General features: G+C 37.8%; 12 protein-coding genes. 2 read left to right on the top strand and 10 right to left on the bottom strand.

Annotation, left to right across the window (positions count from 1 at the left end; all coding sequences use genetic code 11):
- Nucleotides 1–40: 40 nt before the first annotated feature.
- Nucleotides 41–1,213, top strand: a complete 1,173-nt coding sequence (locus ACE1SE_RS09170) for an MFS transporter (RefSeq protein WP_374050625.1) — start codon at nucleotides 41–43, stop codon at nucleotides 1,211–1,213.
- A gap of 117 nt (nucleotides 1,214–1,330) precedes the next feature.
- Here the strand turns inward: ACE1SE_RS09170 and ACE1SE_RS09165 are convergent, their stop codons facing one another.
- The gene (locus tag ACE1SE_RS09165) at nucleotides 1,331–2,149 is read right to left on the bottom strand and encodes an intradiol ring-cleavage dioxygenase (RefSeq protein ID WP_374050624.1); all 819 of its coding nucleotides are present in this window, start codon (nucleotides 2,147–2,149) and stop codon (nucleotides 1,331–1,333) included.
- 187 nt (nucleotides 2,150–2,336) lie between these two features.
- A complete protein-coding gene (locus tag ACE1SE_RS09160; RefSeq protein ID WP_374050623.1) occupies nucleotides 2,337–2,483 on the bottom strand; it encodes a hypothetical protein in 147 nt (48 codons plus the stop codon).
- Between ACE1SE_RS09160 and ACE1SE_RS09155 the strand changes: the two genes are divergently transcribed.
- Nucleotides 2,473–3,252 (top strand): class I SAM-dependent methyltransferase, encoded by a 780-nt coding sequence (locus tag ACE1SE_RS09155; RefSeq protein WP_374050622.1) that lies wholly within the window; start codon nucleotides 2,473–2,475, stop codon nucleotides 3,250–3,252. The two genes, ACE1SE_RS09160 and ACE1SE_RS09155, sit on opposite strands and share 11 nt — an antisense overlap.
- Nucleotides 3,253–3,423: 171 nt before the next feature.
- On the opposite strand, the gene ACE1SE_RS09150 is transcribed toward ACE1SE_RS09155, so the two are convergent.
- The 8 genes from ACE1SE_RS09150 to ACE1SE_RS09115 form a co-directional block, all read right to left on the bottom strand.
- The gene (locus tag ACE1SE_RS09150) at nucleotides 3,424–4,308 is read right to left on the bottom strand and encodes a radical SAM protein (protein ID WP_374050621.1); all 885 of its coding nucleotides are present in this window, start codon (nucleotides 4,306–4,308) and stop codon (nucleotides 3,424–3,426) included.
- Between the two features lie 12 nt (nucleotides 4,309–4,320).
- Nucleotides 4,321–5,316, bottom strand: coding sequence for a hypothetical protein (locus ACE1SE_RS09145; RefSeq protein ID WP_374050620.1), 996 nt, complete (start codon nucleotides 5,314–5,316; stop codon nucleotides 4,321–4,323).
- A 1-nt stretch (nucleotide 5,317) separates the two neighbouring features.
- A complete protein-coding gene (locus ACE1SE_RS09140) occupies nucleotides 5,318–6,163 on the bottom strand; it encodes a TauD/TfdA dioxygenase family protein (protein ID WP_374050619.1) in 846 nt (281 codons plus the stop codon).
- 686 nt (nucleotides 6,164–6,849) lie between these two features.
- Entirely contained in the window at nucleotides 6,850–8,793 is a 1,944-nt protein-coding gene (locus ACE1SE_RS09135; protein WP_374050618.1) for a pyridoxal phosphate-dependent decarboxylase family protein, read from the bottom strand.
- Between the two features lie 472 nt (nucleotides 8,794–9,265).
- Nucleotides 9,266–10,153 carry a dimethyl sulfoxide reductase anchor subunit family protein gene (locus tag ACE1SE_RS09130; RefSeq protein ID WP_374050617.1) on the bottom strand — a complete coding sequence of 296 codons (888 nt, stop codon included), beginning with the start codon at nucleotides 10,151–10,153 and terminating at the stop codon, nucleotides 9,266–9,268.
- 506 nt (nucleotides 10,154–10,659) lie between these two features.
- Nucleotides 10,660–11,523 (bottom strand): 3-hydroxyacyl-CoA dehydrogenase family protein, encoded by an 864-nt coding sequence (locus ACE1SE_RS09125; protein ID WP_374050616.1) that lies wholly within the window; start codon nucleotides 11,521–11,523, stop codon nucleotides 10,660–10,662.
- A gap of 148 nt (nucleotides 11,524–11,671) precedes the next feature.
- Nucleotides 11,672–12,406 carry a GNAT family N-acetyltransferase gene (locus ACE1SE_RS09120; protein ID WP_374050615.1) on the bottom strand — a complete coding sequence of 245 codons (735 nt, stop codon included), beginning with the start codon at nucleotides 12,404–12,406 and terminating at the stop codon, nucleotides 11,672–11,674.
- Nucleotides 12,407–12,573: 167 nt separating this feature from the next.
- The gene (locus ACE1SE_RS09115) at nucleotides 12,574–13,692 is read right to left on the bottom strand and encodes a cupin-like domain-containing protein (protein ID WP_374050614.1); all 1,119 of its coding nucleotides are present in this window, start codon (nucleotides 13,690–13,692) and stop codon (nucleotides 12,574–12,576) included.
- Between the last annotated feature and the right edge of the window lie 3 nt (nucleotides 13,693–13,695).

Raw genomic sequence — 13,695 nt, 5'->3', positions numbered from 1 at the left:
AGTTACCAATCCCGTTTCTTATATCTAAGGAGGCTTAAATATGCCGCCACGTACTGTTTTATCTATGATGCTACTTATATTTTCACTTATTGTATTTTTCATTGGTGCGATGGAATTTATGTTATCACCTATGCTTAATCCCTTAGCTGATGCATTTAGGACAACACCAGACAAGATCACTTGGCTGGTATCTGGTTATGCCCTCGCCTACGCACTTGCGGCCCCAATTTTCGGTTGGTTATCTGATCGGATCAATCGACGCAAATTATTGCGGGTATCTTTACTGTTTCTGTTCCTTGATGGATTAGCATTAACGATAGCTCCCAACCTGGAGATTGCAATTGGGTTACGCATTTTTGGTGGCATTGCTTCTGCCGCTTTGATTCCGACCATATTTGCGCTGGTCGCGGAATTTTTTCCACCCCATAAACAGGCATCGGCGATGGGTATTGTCATGCTTGGAATGACAGCCGGAATTGCAGGAGGTCCTATTTTTGCCGGTGTTTTGACAGAGTTATTTTACTGGCAAGTGCCATTTTTAGTGAGTGCGACAGGATGCTTTTTACTCTATTTTTTAAGCAAAAAATACATTCCAAACCAGATTGATACCCTAAAAACTGTTCACCAAACGGTGAAGTTTCAATTTGGATACCAAAGAAACTTAATAATCCCCCTTATTGCGAAAGGATTTTGGAATGGTACAGCAGTATCTGCTTTTATATTAGCCGGAGAGGTTTTAAGGCACCATTACGATTTGGGAACTGGGGCTGTTGGTATCTCTGTTTCTGTATTTGGTCTTGGGCTCGGTTTGGGTAATTTATCCGTAAGTCTCGTGAAGCACCTGAATAACAGAGATGAATGTGCGCTTTTATTAGCAATAGTTTTACTTTTCATCACCAGTTCTGTGTTTATGTTATTGCCAATATCTTTGCTGTTTAGCTTGGCTTGTCTGATGTTATGGGGATATACACTCGGCCTTGCTGCTCCGATAAGCACTTCGATTCTGGCAAATCGGGCAAAGCAAGATAAAGGCCAAATATTGGCTATCTCAGAAAGTCTGAATAATCTAACCATTCTGTTTTTACTTCCAGTAGCGACTATGTTGTTGTCACAATATGGCACTACGGTAACGATGATGATACTGGGAAGCTGTTTTATCGTGGCAATTGTGCTAACACTGAAAGATTTATTGGCGACACTGTCACTTAGTTAAAGTCACCAACTACTCCTTCAAATTTTACCTTTTCTTTAGCTCTGTTTTACCGGAGTAATAATGCATAACCACTATTTCAAACTCCGGTTATGGAGGGTTTTTCTAAATTAGATTCACCTACACAGTGTATTTAGCCAAGTCTTTAGGGGTTATTTTCTTAGACACATTGTCTATATTAATAGATAAAACTATATTTCCGTGTAATCCATCCAAAGGATTATCACCTATTTTTTTTATTGTCAAAATTGCAGCTCTTTTAACTCCAGAAAAAATGGAGTCATCTTCATTTTTAAGCCTATTAACATCCCTTGGAGAATACATATCATTACTCATCACTTCTTTAGATATATCCTCAGGGAAATATAGTTGGCCTACAAAATAGAATTTATCTTCCTGTCTTTTTTGTATATTCGCATTTCTTGCTGATAAATGAATATGTATAGCTCTTCCAGCATAAAAACCGGGAAAAATTGTAGTGAATCTGACTATGCCTTCTTTATCTGTCCTTTGTGCCCCACGAAGAAATGTGCTTTCATCAGTTCTCGAAATCGTTCCTATATTACTAGATGGAGCCTCAAGGTCTGGGTTTATGTATTTCCAACCTGAATATTTTCCCATTGCATTACAATGCCATATATCAATAAGGATATCATGTAGAGGTTTACAGGTTACAGAATCAACAACTTTCATTGTCAATAAAAGAGGTAATCCTGGTTCATCCTCTGTTATATTCCTTCTCAGCAATTTGTTATTTATAAAATATGGTCCTGACATTTCCTCTGGAGTCATCTCGCAAATGCCTATATCAATACCATCTTCTTTCTTTGATTGATGATGTGAAGAGGCAAAAGCTCCTGCTGGAACCAGAGGTAACAATGAAAATACTGCACCAGTAATACTCGCCTGTTTCAGGAAAAGTCTTCTTTCATTTTTCATAAAGTGGATCCTTATACACCATTTAATTATTATCTAGTAACTTGGTAAGTTATAGATAGTAAGACGATATCTAAATGTAAATAATTTCCTCTTTTTTTAATAGAGTTAAATTATGTATCGTATTGATATTAAATGATAATGATGGCAAAAATCAGCAAGTCGAGTTTGGGTTTCATTGAATGTTTTCTCAATCATACAAGAAAATAGCTTGTGGTGTATTGACCTCGATAATTTCAGGTGATATCACATAATAAACAGATTCATTACCATTATTGCTGTTATCAGCTCTGGCGCTGACTTTGCGATGATAAGGGTTAACTATTATGCCAATCAACTTTAATTCTCCAGAAAATAGACACACTTATCTTGGTCGTGAAGTTCAGCAAGAATGGTTAGATTTAATGCGAAAGCTGGTGGAACCACGCGATAAGAAAATTGCGGATATTGGTTGTGGTGGAGGTATTTATTCTTTGGCATGGCTGAAAATGGGAGCCAGAAAGGTGACTTGCGTTGATTTTTCTCAGCAGATGCTGGCTGATGCAGTGGAAAATACCCAAGGTTTGCCAAATATCGTTATCAAACAAGGTGATGCTCTTTGCACTGGTTTACCCGATAGCAGCCAGGATATTGTTTTTGAAAGAGCGCTTATCCATCATATCAGTCAAGAAAATAGAACCTCTTGTTTTGCTGAAGCCTATCGGTTATTACGTTCTGGCGGAATGTATATTTTGCAGGACAGGACCTTGCAAGATATCCAACTTCCTGGATCACCTGAGCATATTCGTGGCTATATCTTCGATGTTTATCCTCACCTACGAAATTTTGAAAATCAACGCAGGCCAGACAAGATTGAAGTGATTGATGGCTTACAATCCGTTGGATTTAAACAAGTTAAGGCATTTTCTCTTTTGGAAAAACGCACTGTCTATAAAAATTTTTCACAGTTAACCGAAGATTTTCAGGGGCGCAAAGGCCGCTCTATTTTGCATGAATTAAGTGATGAAGAAATAACTCATCTAATCAGGCACATTGAAAAATCGCTGGGTGCTGAGACGGATATTGTTGAGAAAGATTTTTGGACGATATGGACAGGGATAAAATGAAGCAAAGACGAAACATATAAAATAAGCAAACAGATAGATAATAGAAAGGATCTGCGACGGACGCTCCTGTCATTAACAAATATCGCCATTTTAGGTGAAATTGATACTTGATGTGGAGCGCCTATCTTATGAACTCAAATTAATACAGATTATGACGTAAATAGTGACACATTACATAATTCGATATTTATTGCGAATATCTCTAACCTGAGATTTTAGTTGTCCGCAACCACCCAAAATTTCTGTGCCATCACTTTTATCTGATATGCACTGAAAACCTGCTTCGGTAAGTGCCTTGGCAAAAGATGGCATCTTGTCTGAAGGATTCAATGTTATTCCATTGATATCACTAACTTCATTTAAGTACTTTAACTTGATAATGAATGTGTCTTTATCTACCAGATCTTTTAATCGTGCCAAATCCTCTTGTGAGTCATTTATTCCTTCTAACATCAGATAATTGACAATAACAGGAACACCTGTACGGTGATGATACTCTGAAAAATGACCAAGAAGATCTTTGATACCAAACTTCGCTTTTGATGGAATCAGCATATTGCGCTGTTCATCTGTCGTGGCATGAAGAGAAATAGAAATCATATCAAGCGGAAGATCATAAATTTTATCTCCAGCGTGGCGAATACCCACTGTCGTCAGTGTCACCCTATTTGCCAGTGTTTGTTTTTTGAACTCGGTTATTGCGCCGTTGATCTCTTTTAGATTCAACATTGGCTCACCCATTCCAGCAAATAATATCGTATTAAGCTTTTGATTATCCCCCAAAGCGCCTGAATGCAATAAATGTTCATGACATAACAAAACCTGTTGTACTATTTGTTCTGTTGTCATATTTCCCAACGGTTGTTGCCTGCCTGTTTCACAGAACACGCAACCGACAGCACAACCGTATTGACTAGATATACAGAGATAAGGTAAATGTTGTTCTGTATGAATAAAGAAAGTTGACTCAACACTTTTTCTTAAATCGAAGTCACTTGCTGATAGCAGATATTTTTTGGAGCCATTTTCTGACTCTACTATTTCGCTGATTTTCATTTTTACACCTTCTCAATGTTTAGCACGGCGATGCATATCAGAGACTCCGCACATTTTGGGACTAGACAGTGGCAAATTAGATTGCATGACCTCTTGATGCGTTTTAACGGGATCAAGGAATAATTGATGAATTTCATCTATATTCAGTTCTGAAAGATAACTACTATTAATTCCTTGATAATCTTCTGGAACAGTGGTTGTGGTAGGAAAGACAAGTTGATCAGGATATAAACGGCCACTCCAAAATTGGTCGCCTTTATCCAATGGCCTAACCATACTAGGCTCAACAACCTCAGAAATTTTAGCGCTGTCAGGAAATCGCAGGCTGTTTTCGGCGGCTGGATAGTCATGAATGGCCATCCAATCAACAATATTTTGCTGCCGTTCCATTAGTGTAATATCTTTAAAAAATGCTGTTAAAACAATAGGAATAACTATTCCGCCTGTATTGCGATAATATTCAATAAAGTCGAGCCGTTTCTGTAATTGTTCATTAGTATCTAGCGCACTGACAGAAACTCTCATCTCCGCCTTAACCGCAACTAAACGTTGCGCAACCTCATCAGTCATTTTTTTAAAGGATTTGGTGATAAAGATCATTAGCAACCCTTCTTCTCGTGCTAATTCAGCCATTCGTGTCGATAATGACCAATTCCATGAAGGGTCACTATTCCATCCACATCTGATATATTTTTGCGAGTCAGGTAATGCTTTTAGATCACAAGAGAAAATATCTTCATCCAAATGATTATTGATTCGTTTACCAAAATCGATACCATTTTCCCAACTGGAGATGGCAGAAAAACACATTCCATAGCAAGCCATACTTTCTGGCAAACAACCTGTTACCACATCTGTGGTTAAGCTATTAAATGGCAAATCACCAGCGATTCCTGCCCTGATTAACATAGGTTCAGCCGGACTTAGTTCGCGCCCTTGAGTATATTTTCGATTACTGTTTCTAACCAATTGAGCAATGGATTTCTCTTGTTCTTTAGTAAGGTTCATATCAAATCCCCCCAACAATCCAACCAGGTATTTCAGGTTGGTAAGATGTATCAGGATATATTTTCAATCCTTTGATAAATCTATTTCCGATGAAACATTCACGGCGGTGTAAAAGCTGGCTATTATCATATAGCAGCAAATCCCCTTCTTCCCATTGGTGTGAATAAATATTTTCTGGTGATAAGATCTTATCTAAAATGGATTTTTTGAGAGTGTCGGAGTTTGGTAAAATTTCTTCATCGCGGAAAAATGCGATAGTATTTTCACTGACATAAACATAACTTTTTTTCGTTTGCACATTTTCAAGAATGACAGGATGGGCAACTGTAATATGAGGCACATTGTCATGTGAAGAGGCTGGCTGGCGAGTAGAATACAAGTTATTCAGTACTGACACTTCATCATGGGTAAAAGCGAGATGATTTACTGATGTTGAAGCGAAAGATGTATTACCACCGCTAAATTGCACGACTTCACCATATAAGATGCTAACTGAAGCAGGGTTAATCCTGAATTCCTGATCAGAATGCCAATAATCGGTATCATTTCCGGCAAAACCCAGTAGTTCACCTTGACTATCACGAAGATTAGTCAAGTAAGCGACATATTTTCGGTTGTCTGACAACGAAATTTTTCTGGCAGGTTCTTCAAGTTTTCCGCTTCCTATCTGTTTCGCAAAATTCACCAGTACTTCATCATCCATCTTTTGATTCTTGAAAATCAACAGAGCATACTTTGATAAGTACAATTTTATTTCTTTATACTCTTTTGATGATAGCGCTGAAACATTTCGGCAAGTTATATAAGCACCAAAACTTCCTTTAAAAGGCTCAATTATAAGTGACATATGTTGTCCCCATAAAAACATAACATACTTATTTCGTTAAACATTAATTAGATATTGGTGATTACTGGTGGTTTTATCATTTTTATTGATAGGAACTCCTTGTTTATTAATAATATTAAATGTTGTAGCAGATATACATCTCATCAAAATAACTGAAAAAATGATATGCATTTTTAAACTTCTTGCTTATTATAATTTAATAATATTAAATACACTTATATATTTATTTTTTGATTATTTTAATCTTTATTAATATTTAATCATATTTTTTATGAACCTTATCATTAGTTATGCTTAATTAATTTAAAAGTGCTTATGAAAATGTTAATAAAATAATCCAGCTTAATATTTAAAGGTTAAATCTATAGCCTTATTGAATACTAACTTTTTTAGTTAAACATCAATAACTTTAGTTCGCATTTAAAATGTTTTTATTTTGTGACAATAATCACATTATTATGCTTACAAATTTTAATCTTTTATTTTTCATATAATTACAAAACAACACTTTCTTATTGATTGATTATATTGGGAAAATAAATAATCACTTGGATATCTTATGGGGAATAAAATAAAAATATCTGAAATAAAAAAAGAGCTTAGGTAAATGTAAGCTCTTTTTTGAGTTAAGAAATTATTTTTTCAATTAGTTAAACAGTATCGCTGAATATCTAAGCGCAAATTTATTAACTAATAAATGGTACTTCTAGTTCTAATTTAGAACGAGATTTTTTCTCTTCTTCATCAACAACCTGGTTCAATTTTTTAACAAAGATAGCTTGAAGTTGCTGCCAAAACTCGTCAAAGTGATCTTCATCGCGTAAGCAATAAGTCATTACCGCTGCCCGTAGTACATAGATATTGCGAACTTTCTCCCATTGACTACGGCTAAAACCACATTTTTCTGCATAGTGCCACGGTGTATCGCCATATTCTTTATAATCTAATATGGTTGATGATGTGAGAAAATCGTTGGTATAAGCACGCCCTGTGGAGTATGAACAAAGCTCGTATAGACGCTTGTTGAGCGCATTATGATTGCTCAGGCTTTCATTACCAATTTCTTTGAACGTAAAGTTGATCATATGGAAATCAGGAGATGGAAAGATATGCACTTCAAATCGATGTTTACCGATTTCTATTGGCGGTAAGTTTGCTAATTTATTCAACAGCCTTTGTGCTGTAACGATGCCGGCAGCAATTACTTTTCCATATCCATTAATATTTAAAGGTAATAAACGATGAGCAGCCCAAAGTGCCGCTGCTGTTGCTCCCGATTTTGAACCTTCCATGATGGATGAACCAAGAATTCCTCGATTGATGGTATTTGTTTTATCATCATGATCTTCAAATACATATGCTGCATGTGAAGAGATCAATTCGAGAATGCGCTTATCTTTCATGCAGACAGCGCCTGCCGCATACTGAATGAAGCCAACTTTATGTGGATCCACAGTAATCGAATCCACTTCTCTCAACGCTTTGAAGCTTTGGTAAACTTCCGGTTTTGGCCAACTGATATTTTCCGGCATGATCTCCATCGAACGGTGGTAACTGGCCAGCTCATCATATTCTACAAATTCCCCCTGCTCATTCAGGAGCATGGAACACGCATATCCTGCATAGGCAGCATCAACGTGAATATAGAATGATTCGCCATAACGTTCCTCACACTCTTTCCTCAATGCAATGATTTCATCAATCCGATCAATGGCTCCAACTTCAGTCGTTCCCACCACGGCAATCATTGCCAGTATTGGTTCACCTTGTTCAATTAACTCAAAGGTGATTTTCCGCATTTGGGCAATGTCAGTTTGATAGTTCTCATTGACAGGTAATGGAATAATGTTTTCTTGACCAATACCAAAAATATCTGCAGCTTTCATCCAAGAATAGTGCTTGGATTGTGGAACCAGTAATTTGCCTAGAATTTCTGCTTTAACTCCCGTACCACGGCATGTCATATCGCGAATTTCTTCAAATAGTCCACGTTCTTGCAGTGCGGTAATCAGATCCAAAAGTTCAGCAGTTGGCATATTTCTCAATTGCCGGGACGTTTTATGTTCGATTAGATCTTTTGCTTTAGGATGCTGAGATATGGCAAAAGACAATGTTTTTAAATTCCTGGCTACCCATAGACCTTCATAATTAGCTACTGTGCCACCAGAGGTAATATGTCCCCATGATTTCTGCGGGTCATAACCAAACATGCGGCAGAGATCTAATCCTGATTCAAGCTCTAATTCTGTTGTTGTCGGGGATGCTTCATAACTACAGTTATTCGGGTTATACATCATGGCCATAACGTAGGCAAGATTAGAAACCATTAAGGTATCACTACTGATATGGCCAAGATAACGAGGAGAAAAGAAAGGAATAGATGTGTTTTTCAGTTTTGCTGACAACTGATTTAAGATCCCTTCTGTACGATAAAGCGTTTCTCTATAGTTATGCTCATAGCGAGCAACGGATGTGACTAAAGTTGAATCTTCGGGATGAAAACCTGAACGCCAATGTAAATGTTCACTTACTGCATAATCCATCATCTCTCTAAAAAAAACAGCATTTTCTGATTTTGGCCCCAAAAACAATGCATCTACATTTAAATTAGGATGAAATGGTTTAGTCATGATCATATAACCTTTTAATTGATTCTTTTTGTCTTGTCTTAAATTAAATATTTATAAAATTATTAATAGATCTGTTTTTATTTTCTGTTTTAACGACAAATGTCTTGCGGAGGTGATAAAACCTCCACAATAACTAACTGAAAATAATTGTTTGATTTTCGATCACTGCAATTGCATAAAAAGCACTCTGCAACATTATGCCGAATAAATCTATTTTATATAGATATAAAACATAATTCTTATAATATTAATAATAAGTTAATAATTAACTTTAATTTTGTGCGCTACCACAAAGAAATGAAAATAATATCTTATAGTATATAAATGGTAATATTTCAGTTGAAATTATAAAGTGAGTTACTTTTATGTATAACGTAAACCGTTACGTTGTCACAGTTTACGTTATATTGAGAGAAGAGTGAAAAGAGCCAGGATAAGCAATTGAGACAGTATGAATTATCTGTCATATGTTTCACATAATAAAAAATGTATATTGATTGATCACTTCAGCAACGAACATGATGGTTGATCCGATGAGAATAGAATAGTTATTATTAATCAATTGGTTATTTCTTGTTTTCCATAGGGTATAAGTCCAGATCACCATTGCAACAATATACAAACACCATGAAAGCATTCTTAATCCAAAGGCGCTTTTGATATTGAATTCAGCTCGATGTGGAAAAATAACATTATCATTAACGATTGTGATTTCCGATAGCCACTCCATATAGGCTGGTTGCTCAATCAGTCGCATGGTAACGCTTATGAAAACAACCAACAAAGCAGCCATCACTAATTTGATAGGTAATATTCCTCGAAGATATTTTCCTAATGGATAGGAAATAAACGACAATGCCAGTGCAGGCCCTAACGTGAATACTGCGCTATAAAATAAAAAATAGGTGTTAATGTTTGCCCAGGTAATCATAGCGCTATTAACATAAATGATTGCCATATAATAAAGATCAATTAAACCAATAATCCCAATTGCCAGAATAATATAAACATGTGCGCGTTTTGTGATCACAAAAAGAAGTGTGTATAAGACCAGCAAACCAAAATAGATGACAGCAAAAATTGTTTCTACGTTTACCCATTCATGTATTATGTTCTGCAAAGTGTGATAAACACTAAATGGACATTCTATAATCTTCAAAGAAACAACCAACCCTATCCCTGCCAATGCGCTGCTGACTAGTAATGTTCTTAGCAATATTTTTTGCACAAAAATGGTCACTGAATGTTGCCATGTGGTTAACTCATGCTTAATCCAGTGAGTATAAAGCCCACTCATCAATACAAGCCCCACCGAGCTCTGTACTATCATTGTAAATGCAATTAATAACCATTCACTCATGTCACAATCCTATTCCATCTATCTGTAACCAAATAACATCATCGACGCGTATTATATCCATATATTATTAATTCAATTTCAGTTTGATTGAGACATTATATTGAACAGCTAAATTTTTACGCAAGTTCAACGTTAATACAAAAAAAATTTTATCTTTTGGGGTTTTGGGAGCCACGGAGCAGTAAAAGCCGTTAAACGGTTATTTAGTGATAAATCAGTTGATTAATAAATATTACCAAGCCCTTTTCTCACTCTACAACAGGTACCGATAAGCTGTTGATTCATTATGGTTCCAACAGTGCAAAAGATCGACGACTTGTTCTTTTATTCCGGCTTGACAGGCTCGATAAGCATTATAAATGAAGAACAACACATTGAATACGTGACCCATTTTTTGCATGTCACCTTACCCGAAAAAGTACAGGAATTAGCTACCCGGATGACCGATAATTTCCAGACTTTAATTCCTGCATCTTCAAGTTAATTGCGTATCATGGCAGCAAACATCAATATGCCATAGTGTATGTATAAAAACCCTTACCAGTTTTGCGCCCTAAATACCCCGCATCAACCATAGTTCTCATCAAGGGGCAAACCCGGTATTTCGAGTCCTGAAACATCTGGTAAAGTACGTCAAGCGAGTTGACGACAGTATCAATTCCAATCAAATCAGCCGTTTCTAGCGGCCCCATTTTATGCCCGAAACACCCCTTGAATATGGCATCGACATCTTTGGGCTGAGCAAGCCCATCTTGTACTGTAAATGCCGCTTCATTCATAAATAAATGAGAAATCCGGTTGGAAACAAAACCGGGGCCATCTTTTACCACCACTGCTTGTTTGCCTAATATCGTCAGAATTTCCAGACATCGTTCCTGAATCGTCTCCGAGGTATTAAAACCAAGAATCACCTCAACCGTCGGTTTCAAATAAACCGGATTCATAAAATGCACACCTATCACCTGAGACGGGACGCAATGGAACGATCCCAATTTTGTGATGGGAATGCAGGAGGTATTCGATGCCAGTACAGCATCAGGCGCAATAAATTCCGCCATATTCGCATATAGCGCCTGTTTTATCGCAATATTTTCGGTGATGTTTTCTACGACAAATTCCCGATCGGAAACAGCCAATAAATCCTGCGACCAAACGATATTTTTCAATATCACTTCCGCCGTTTTTCCTTTAGCAAGCGGACTGAACAATGGAGCATAACCGGCTGTTTCTACGATATTTTTCCGACTTTTTTCACAGGAAATTGTATCTTTTTCAATAACAACAACATCATGCCCGCGCAAGGCGCAGTCGAAGGCAAGGCTAGAACCGATATTTCCGCCGCCAACCACAGCTATTTTAAGTTTTGACATAGTGACTGTTTCTTCTTAATTGCAATGAAATAAGTAGTGGAATGAGTAACTGATGTAGTGACAAAAACAGGTTGCAGCTCATCAAACTGCAACCTTCATTAAAAACGAATGGATTATTTCAATTCAGAAAATTTTTCGAGGAGATAACTCAGATAACTGAATCAGGGGAAATGACTTCCCATTTACCGAACAATGTTAAACCGGCAGCTTTAGCCAGTGCCGCAGAAGCGAGATTATCAAGCTGGCACCTGAACTGAGGTTCATACCCATGAGTACAGGCATACTGACTGATTGCGCGTACCACTTTTCGGGCATAGCCTTTACTGCGGAAAGATTCCAGCGTCAGTACGCCCATATCAGCAAGTTGCGAAGCATTCCACGGGTACATGCTGGCGGCGCTGACCAGACGGTTTTGCTCATCAAAAGCGCCGAATACTAACCAGTGATCCAGCTCAACATAGGCGTTGTCCAAGTCCTGCTCCGACGCTGATGTCTGAAATGCCGAAAAGATTTCACCATCTTGCTTTTCCGTCAGTTGACGCTGCATATTGCCTGGATGTTCCTGCAATAATTGACGCTTTTCTGTGTCTGGAAAATAAAAAATATAGTCAGCGCCATGCAAAGTCATATTCGCCTGATTTAATTTCTGGCGAAAAATAGATTCAGACATTTTCTCCTGATGATAAAGCCCTGCTTTTTCAGCCATATCTGGCGTCAAAACTGCCATAACCCGGCCATCACTGGTTTCAAGTACCATTACGCGATCATCCTGTTCCAACCGGATATTGGTGGTGATAGTAAAAACATCGTCCTGATAAAGGATATCCTCACCCAACATCATAGCCTGCCAGAAATCAGTTATTGTTTTTGAAAATAAAGGCATACTTTTTACTCACGTGGATTGACTTATATAAAATGAAAAACCCTGCTGTAATCGACGGGGAATATGACCCTGAGAGATTGATACGCATCACCTTTGCCTCTTAGTTAAACTGAGAAATTTTGGGGTCAATAGATATTCAGGAATGCGTGCCTATACTGCTCAAAAAATCACAAAGTGTCACTATTTATTAATGTATTACTTGTGCGCTGGTAAATATGAAAAAATTCCGGAACAGCAACCAGCGGTGATTTGGCTATCCAGCCGTGACCCCGTTGTTTTTTAAAATCAAAATAATCCCGATATTCCGCAGATGTAATGAAATTGTAAGTCAGGGAAATACTGGGGGATAATGTATGTACCTCATGAGCTAACCCTTTCGGGATCAGCATTATCTCCCCCGGTAATAGGTCAAACTGCCAAATCCGATCCGGATTATGTTCAACACTCTTGTGGTTTTGACTTATCGGTTTTTGCTTTTCCGAGTGAGGTAAACCCATCCGCCCTTCTGCTGCATTTCTGACCACATCTTCCAGCGAAGACGAAAAAATCCACCCTGCCTTGCGACCTTCTATCTGGCACAACACCGCATTGGTTCGCATTCCATCAACATGTAAACGCGTGCAGACACCCGGTGCTGAAAAATAGAGCCCCCAATCCTGACTCATTCTTTTATTGGGCTGGAAAGCTCCGAATTGAATACAAGGGATCTTATAACCCCTTTCAGGCAGGAAATACGGCCTGCTCCAGTGTTCCTGAATACGCTGAAATGCGCGAAAACTGAAAGAATCGGTTTTTACCCAATGCCCTAATTCCCATGTGAATAACAGATGTTTAAAAAACGCGTCATAGGTATATCTCAGGTAATTGAGATCAGGGTTAATGTTTCCCAGTTCAACCGCAGGCAGTGAAGCGATTTCCTGCAAATAGGTGCGAAGTTCAACAATTTGCTTGGGTTTGAACCCGGTATCCTGTAGCTGCACCAGCATCTCACCGAATTCCTGAGTAAAATAATCGAAACTCCAAAAGTGCTTCCCTTTCCAGTCTCTCAGGCCGTCAACGATAATCACAGGCTCTTTTTTCATCAAATAGCGTTCATGAAACTCGCTCGGCGAGATATCAGAAACCTTCGGCACATGGCGATATTCTGCTGATCCCAGACGAAACAACGCATCAGGGCTTTCCGTTTCCCGCACAATTTTGTCACTGTGATGGTAAATACGCACTTCTTCATGTGCCCATATCACAAGATCGCCGAGTATATTCCAGGCATTACTGAAAAAATTCATTTT

This window comes from Xenorhabdus taiwanensis, from assembly GCF_036512875.1.
GTDB lineage: Bacteria > Pseudomonadota > Gammaproteobacteria > Enterobacterales > Enterobacteriaceae > Xenorhabdus > Xenorhabdus taiwanensis.
The sequence above is the reverse complement of the archived record's forward strand: the minus strand, read 5'-3'. Positions and strand labels throughout refer to the sequence as shown.

Coding starts and splice junctions, on each gene's coding strand:
- ACE1SE_RS09170 (WP_374050625.1), top strand. CDS start 41: ATGCCGCCACGTACTGTTTTATCTATGATGCTACTTATATTTTCACTT.
- ACE1SE_RS09165 (WP_374050624.1), bottom strand. CDS start 2,149: ATGAAAAATGAAAGAAGACTTTTCCTGAAACAGGCGAGTATTACTGGT.
- ACE1SE_RS09155 (WP_374050622.1), top strand. CDS start 2,473: ATGCCAATCAACTTTAATTCTCCAGAAAATAGACACACTTATCTTGGT.
- ACE1SE_RS09150 (WP_374050621.1), bottom strand. CDS start 4,308: ATGAAAATCAGCGAAATAGTAGAGTCAGAAAATGGCTCCAAAAAATAT.
- ACE1SE_RS09145 (WP_374050620.1), bottom strand. CDS start 5,316: ATGAACCTTACTAAAGAACAAGAGAAATCCATTGCTCAATTGGTTAGA.
- ACE1SE_RS09140 (WP_374050619.1), bottom strand. CDS start 6,163: ATGTCACTTATAATTGAGCCTTTTAAAGGAAGTTTTGGTGCTTATATA.
- ACE1SE_RS09135 (WP_374050618.1), bottom strand. CDS start 8,793: ATGACTAAACCATTTCATCCTAATTTAAATGTAGATGCATTGTTTTTG.
- ACE1SE_RS09130 (WP_374050617.1), bottom strand. CDS start 10,153: ATGAGTGAATGGTTATTAATTGCATTTACAATGATAGTACAGAGCTCG.
- ACE1SE_RS09125 (WP_374050616.1), bottom strand. CDS start 11,523: ATGTCAAAACTTAAAATAGCTGTGGTTGGCGGCGGAAATATCGGTTCT.
- ACE1SE_RS09120 (WP_374050615.1), bottom strand. CDS start 12,406: ATGCCTTTATTTTCAAAAACAATAACTGATTTCTGGCAGGCTATGATG.
- ACE1SE_RS09115 (WP_374050614.1), bottom strand. CDS start 13,692: ATGAATTTTTTCAGTAATGCCTGGAATATACTCGGCGATCTTGTGATA.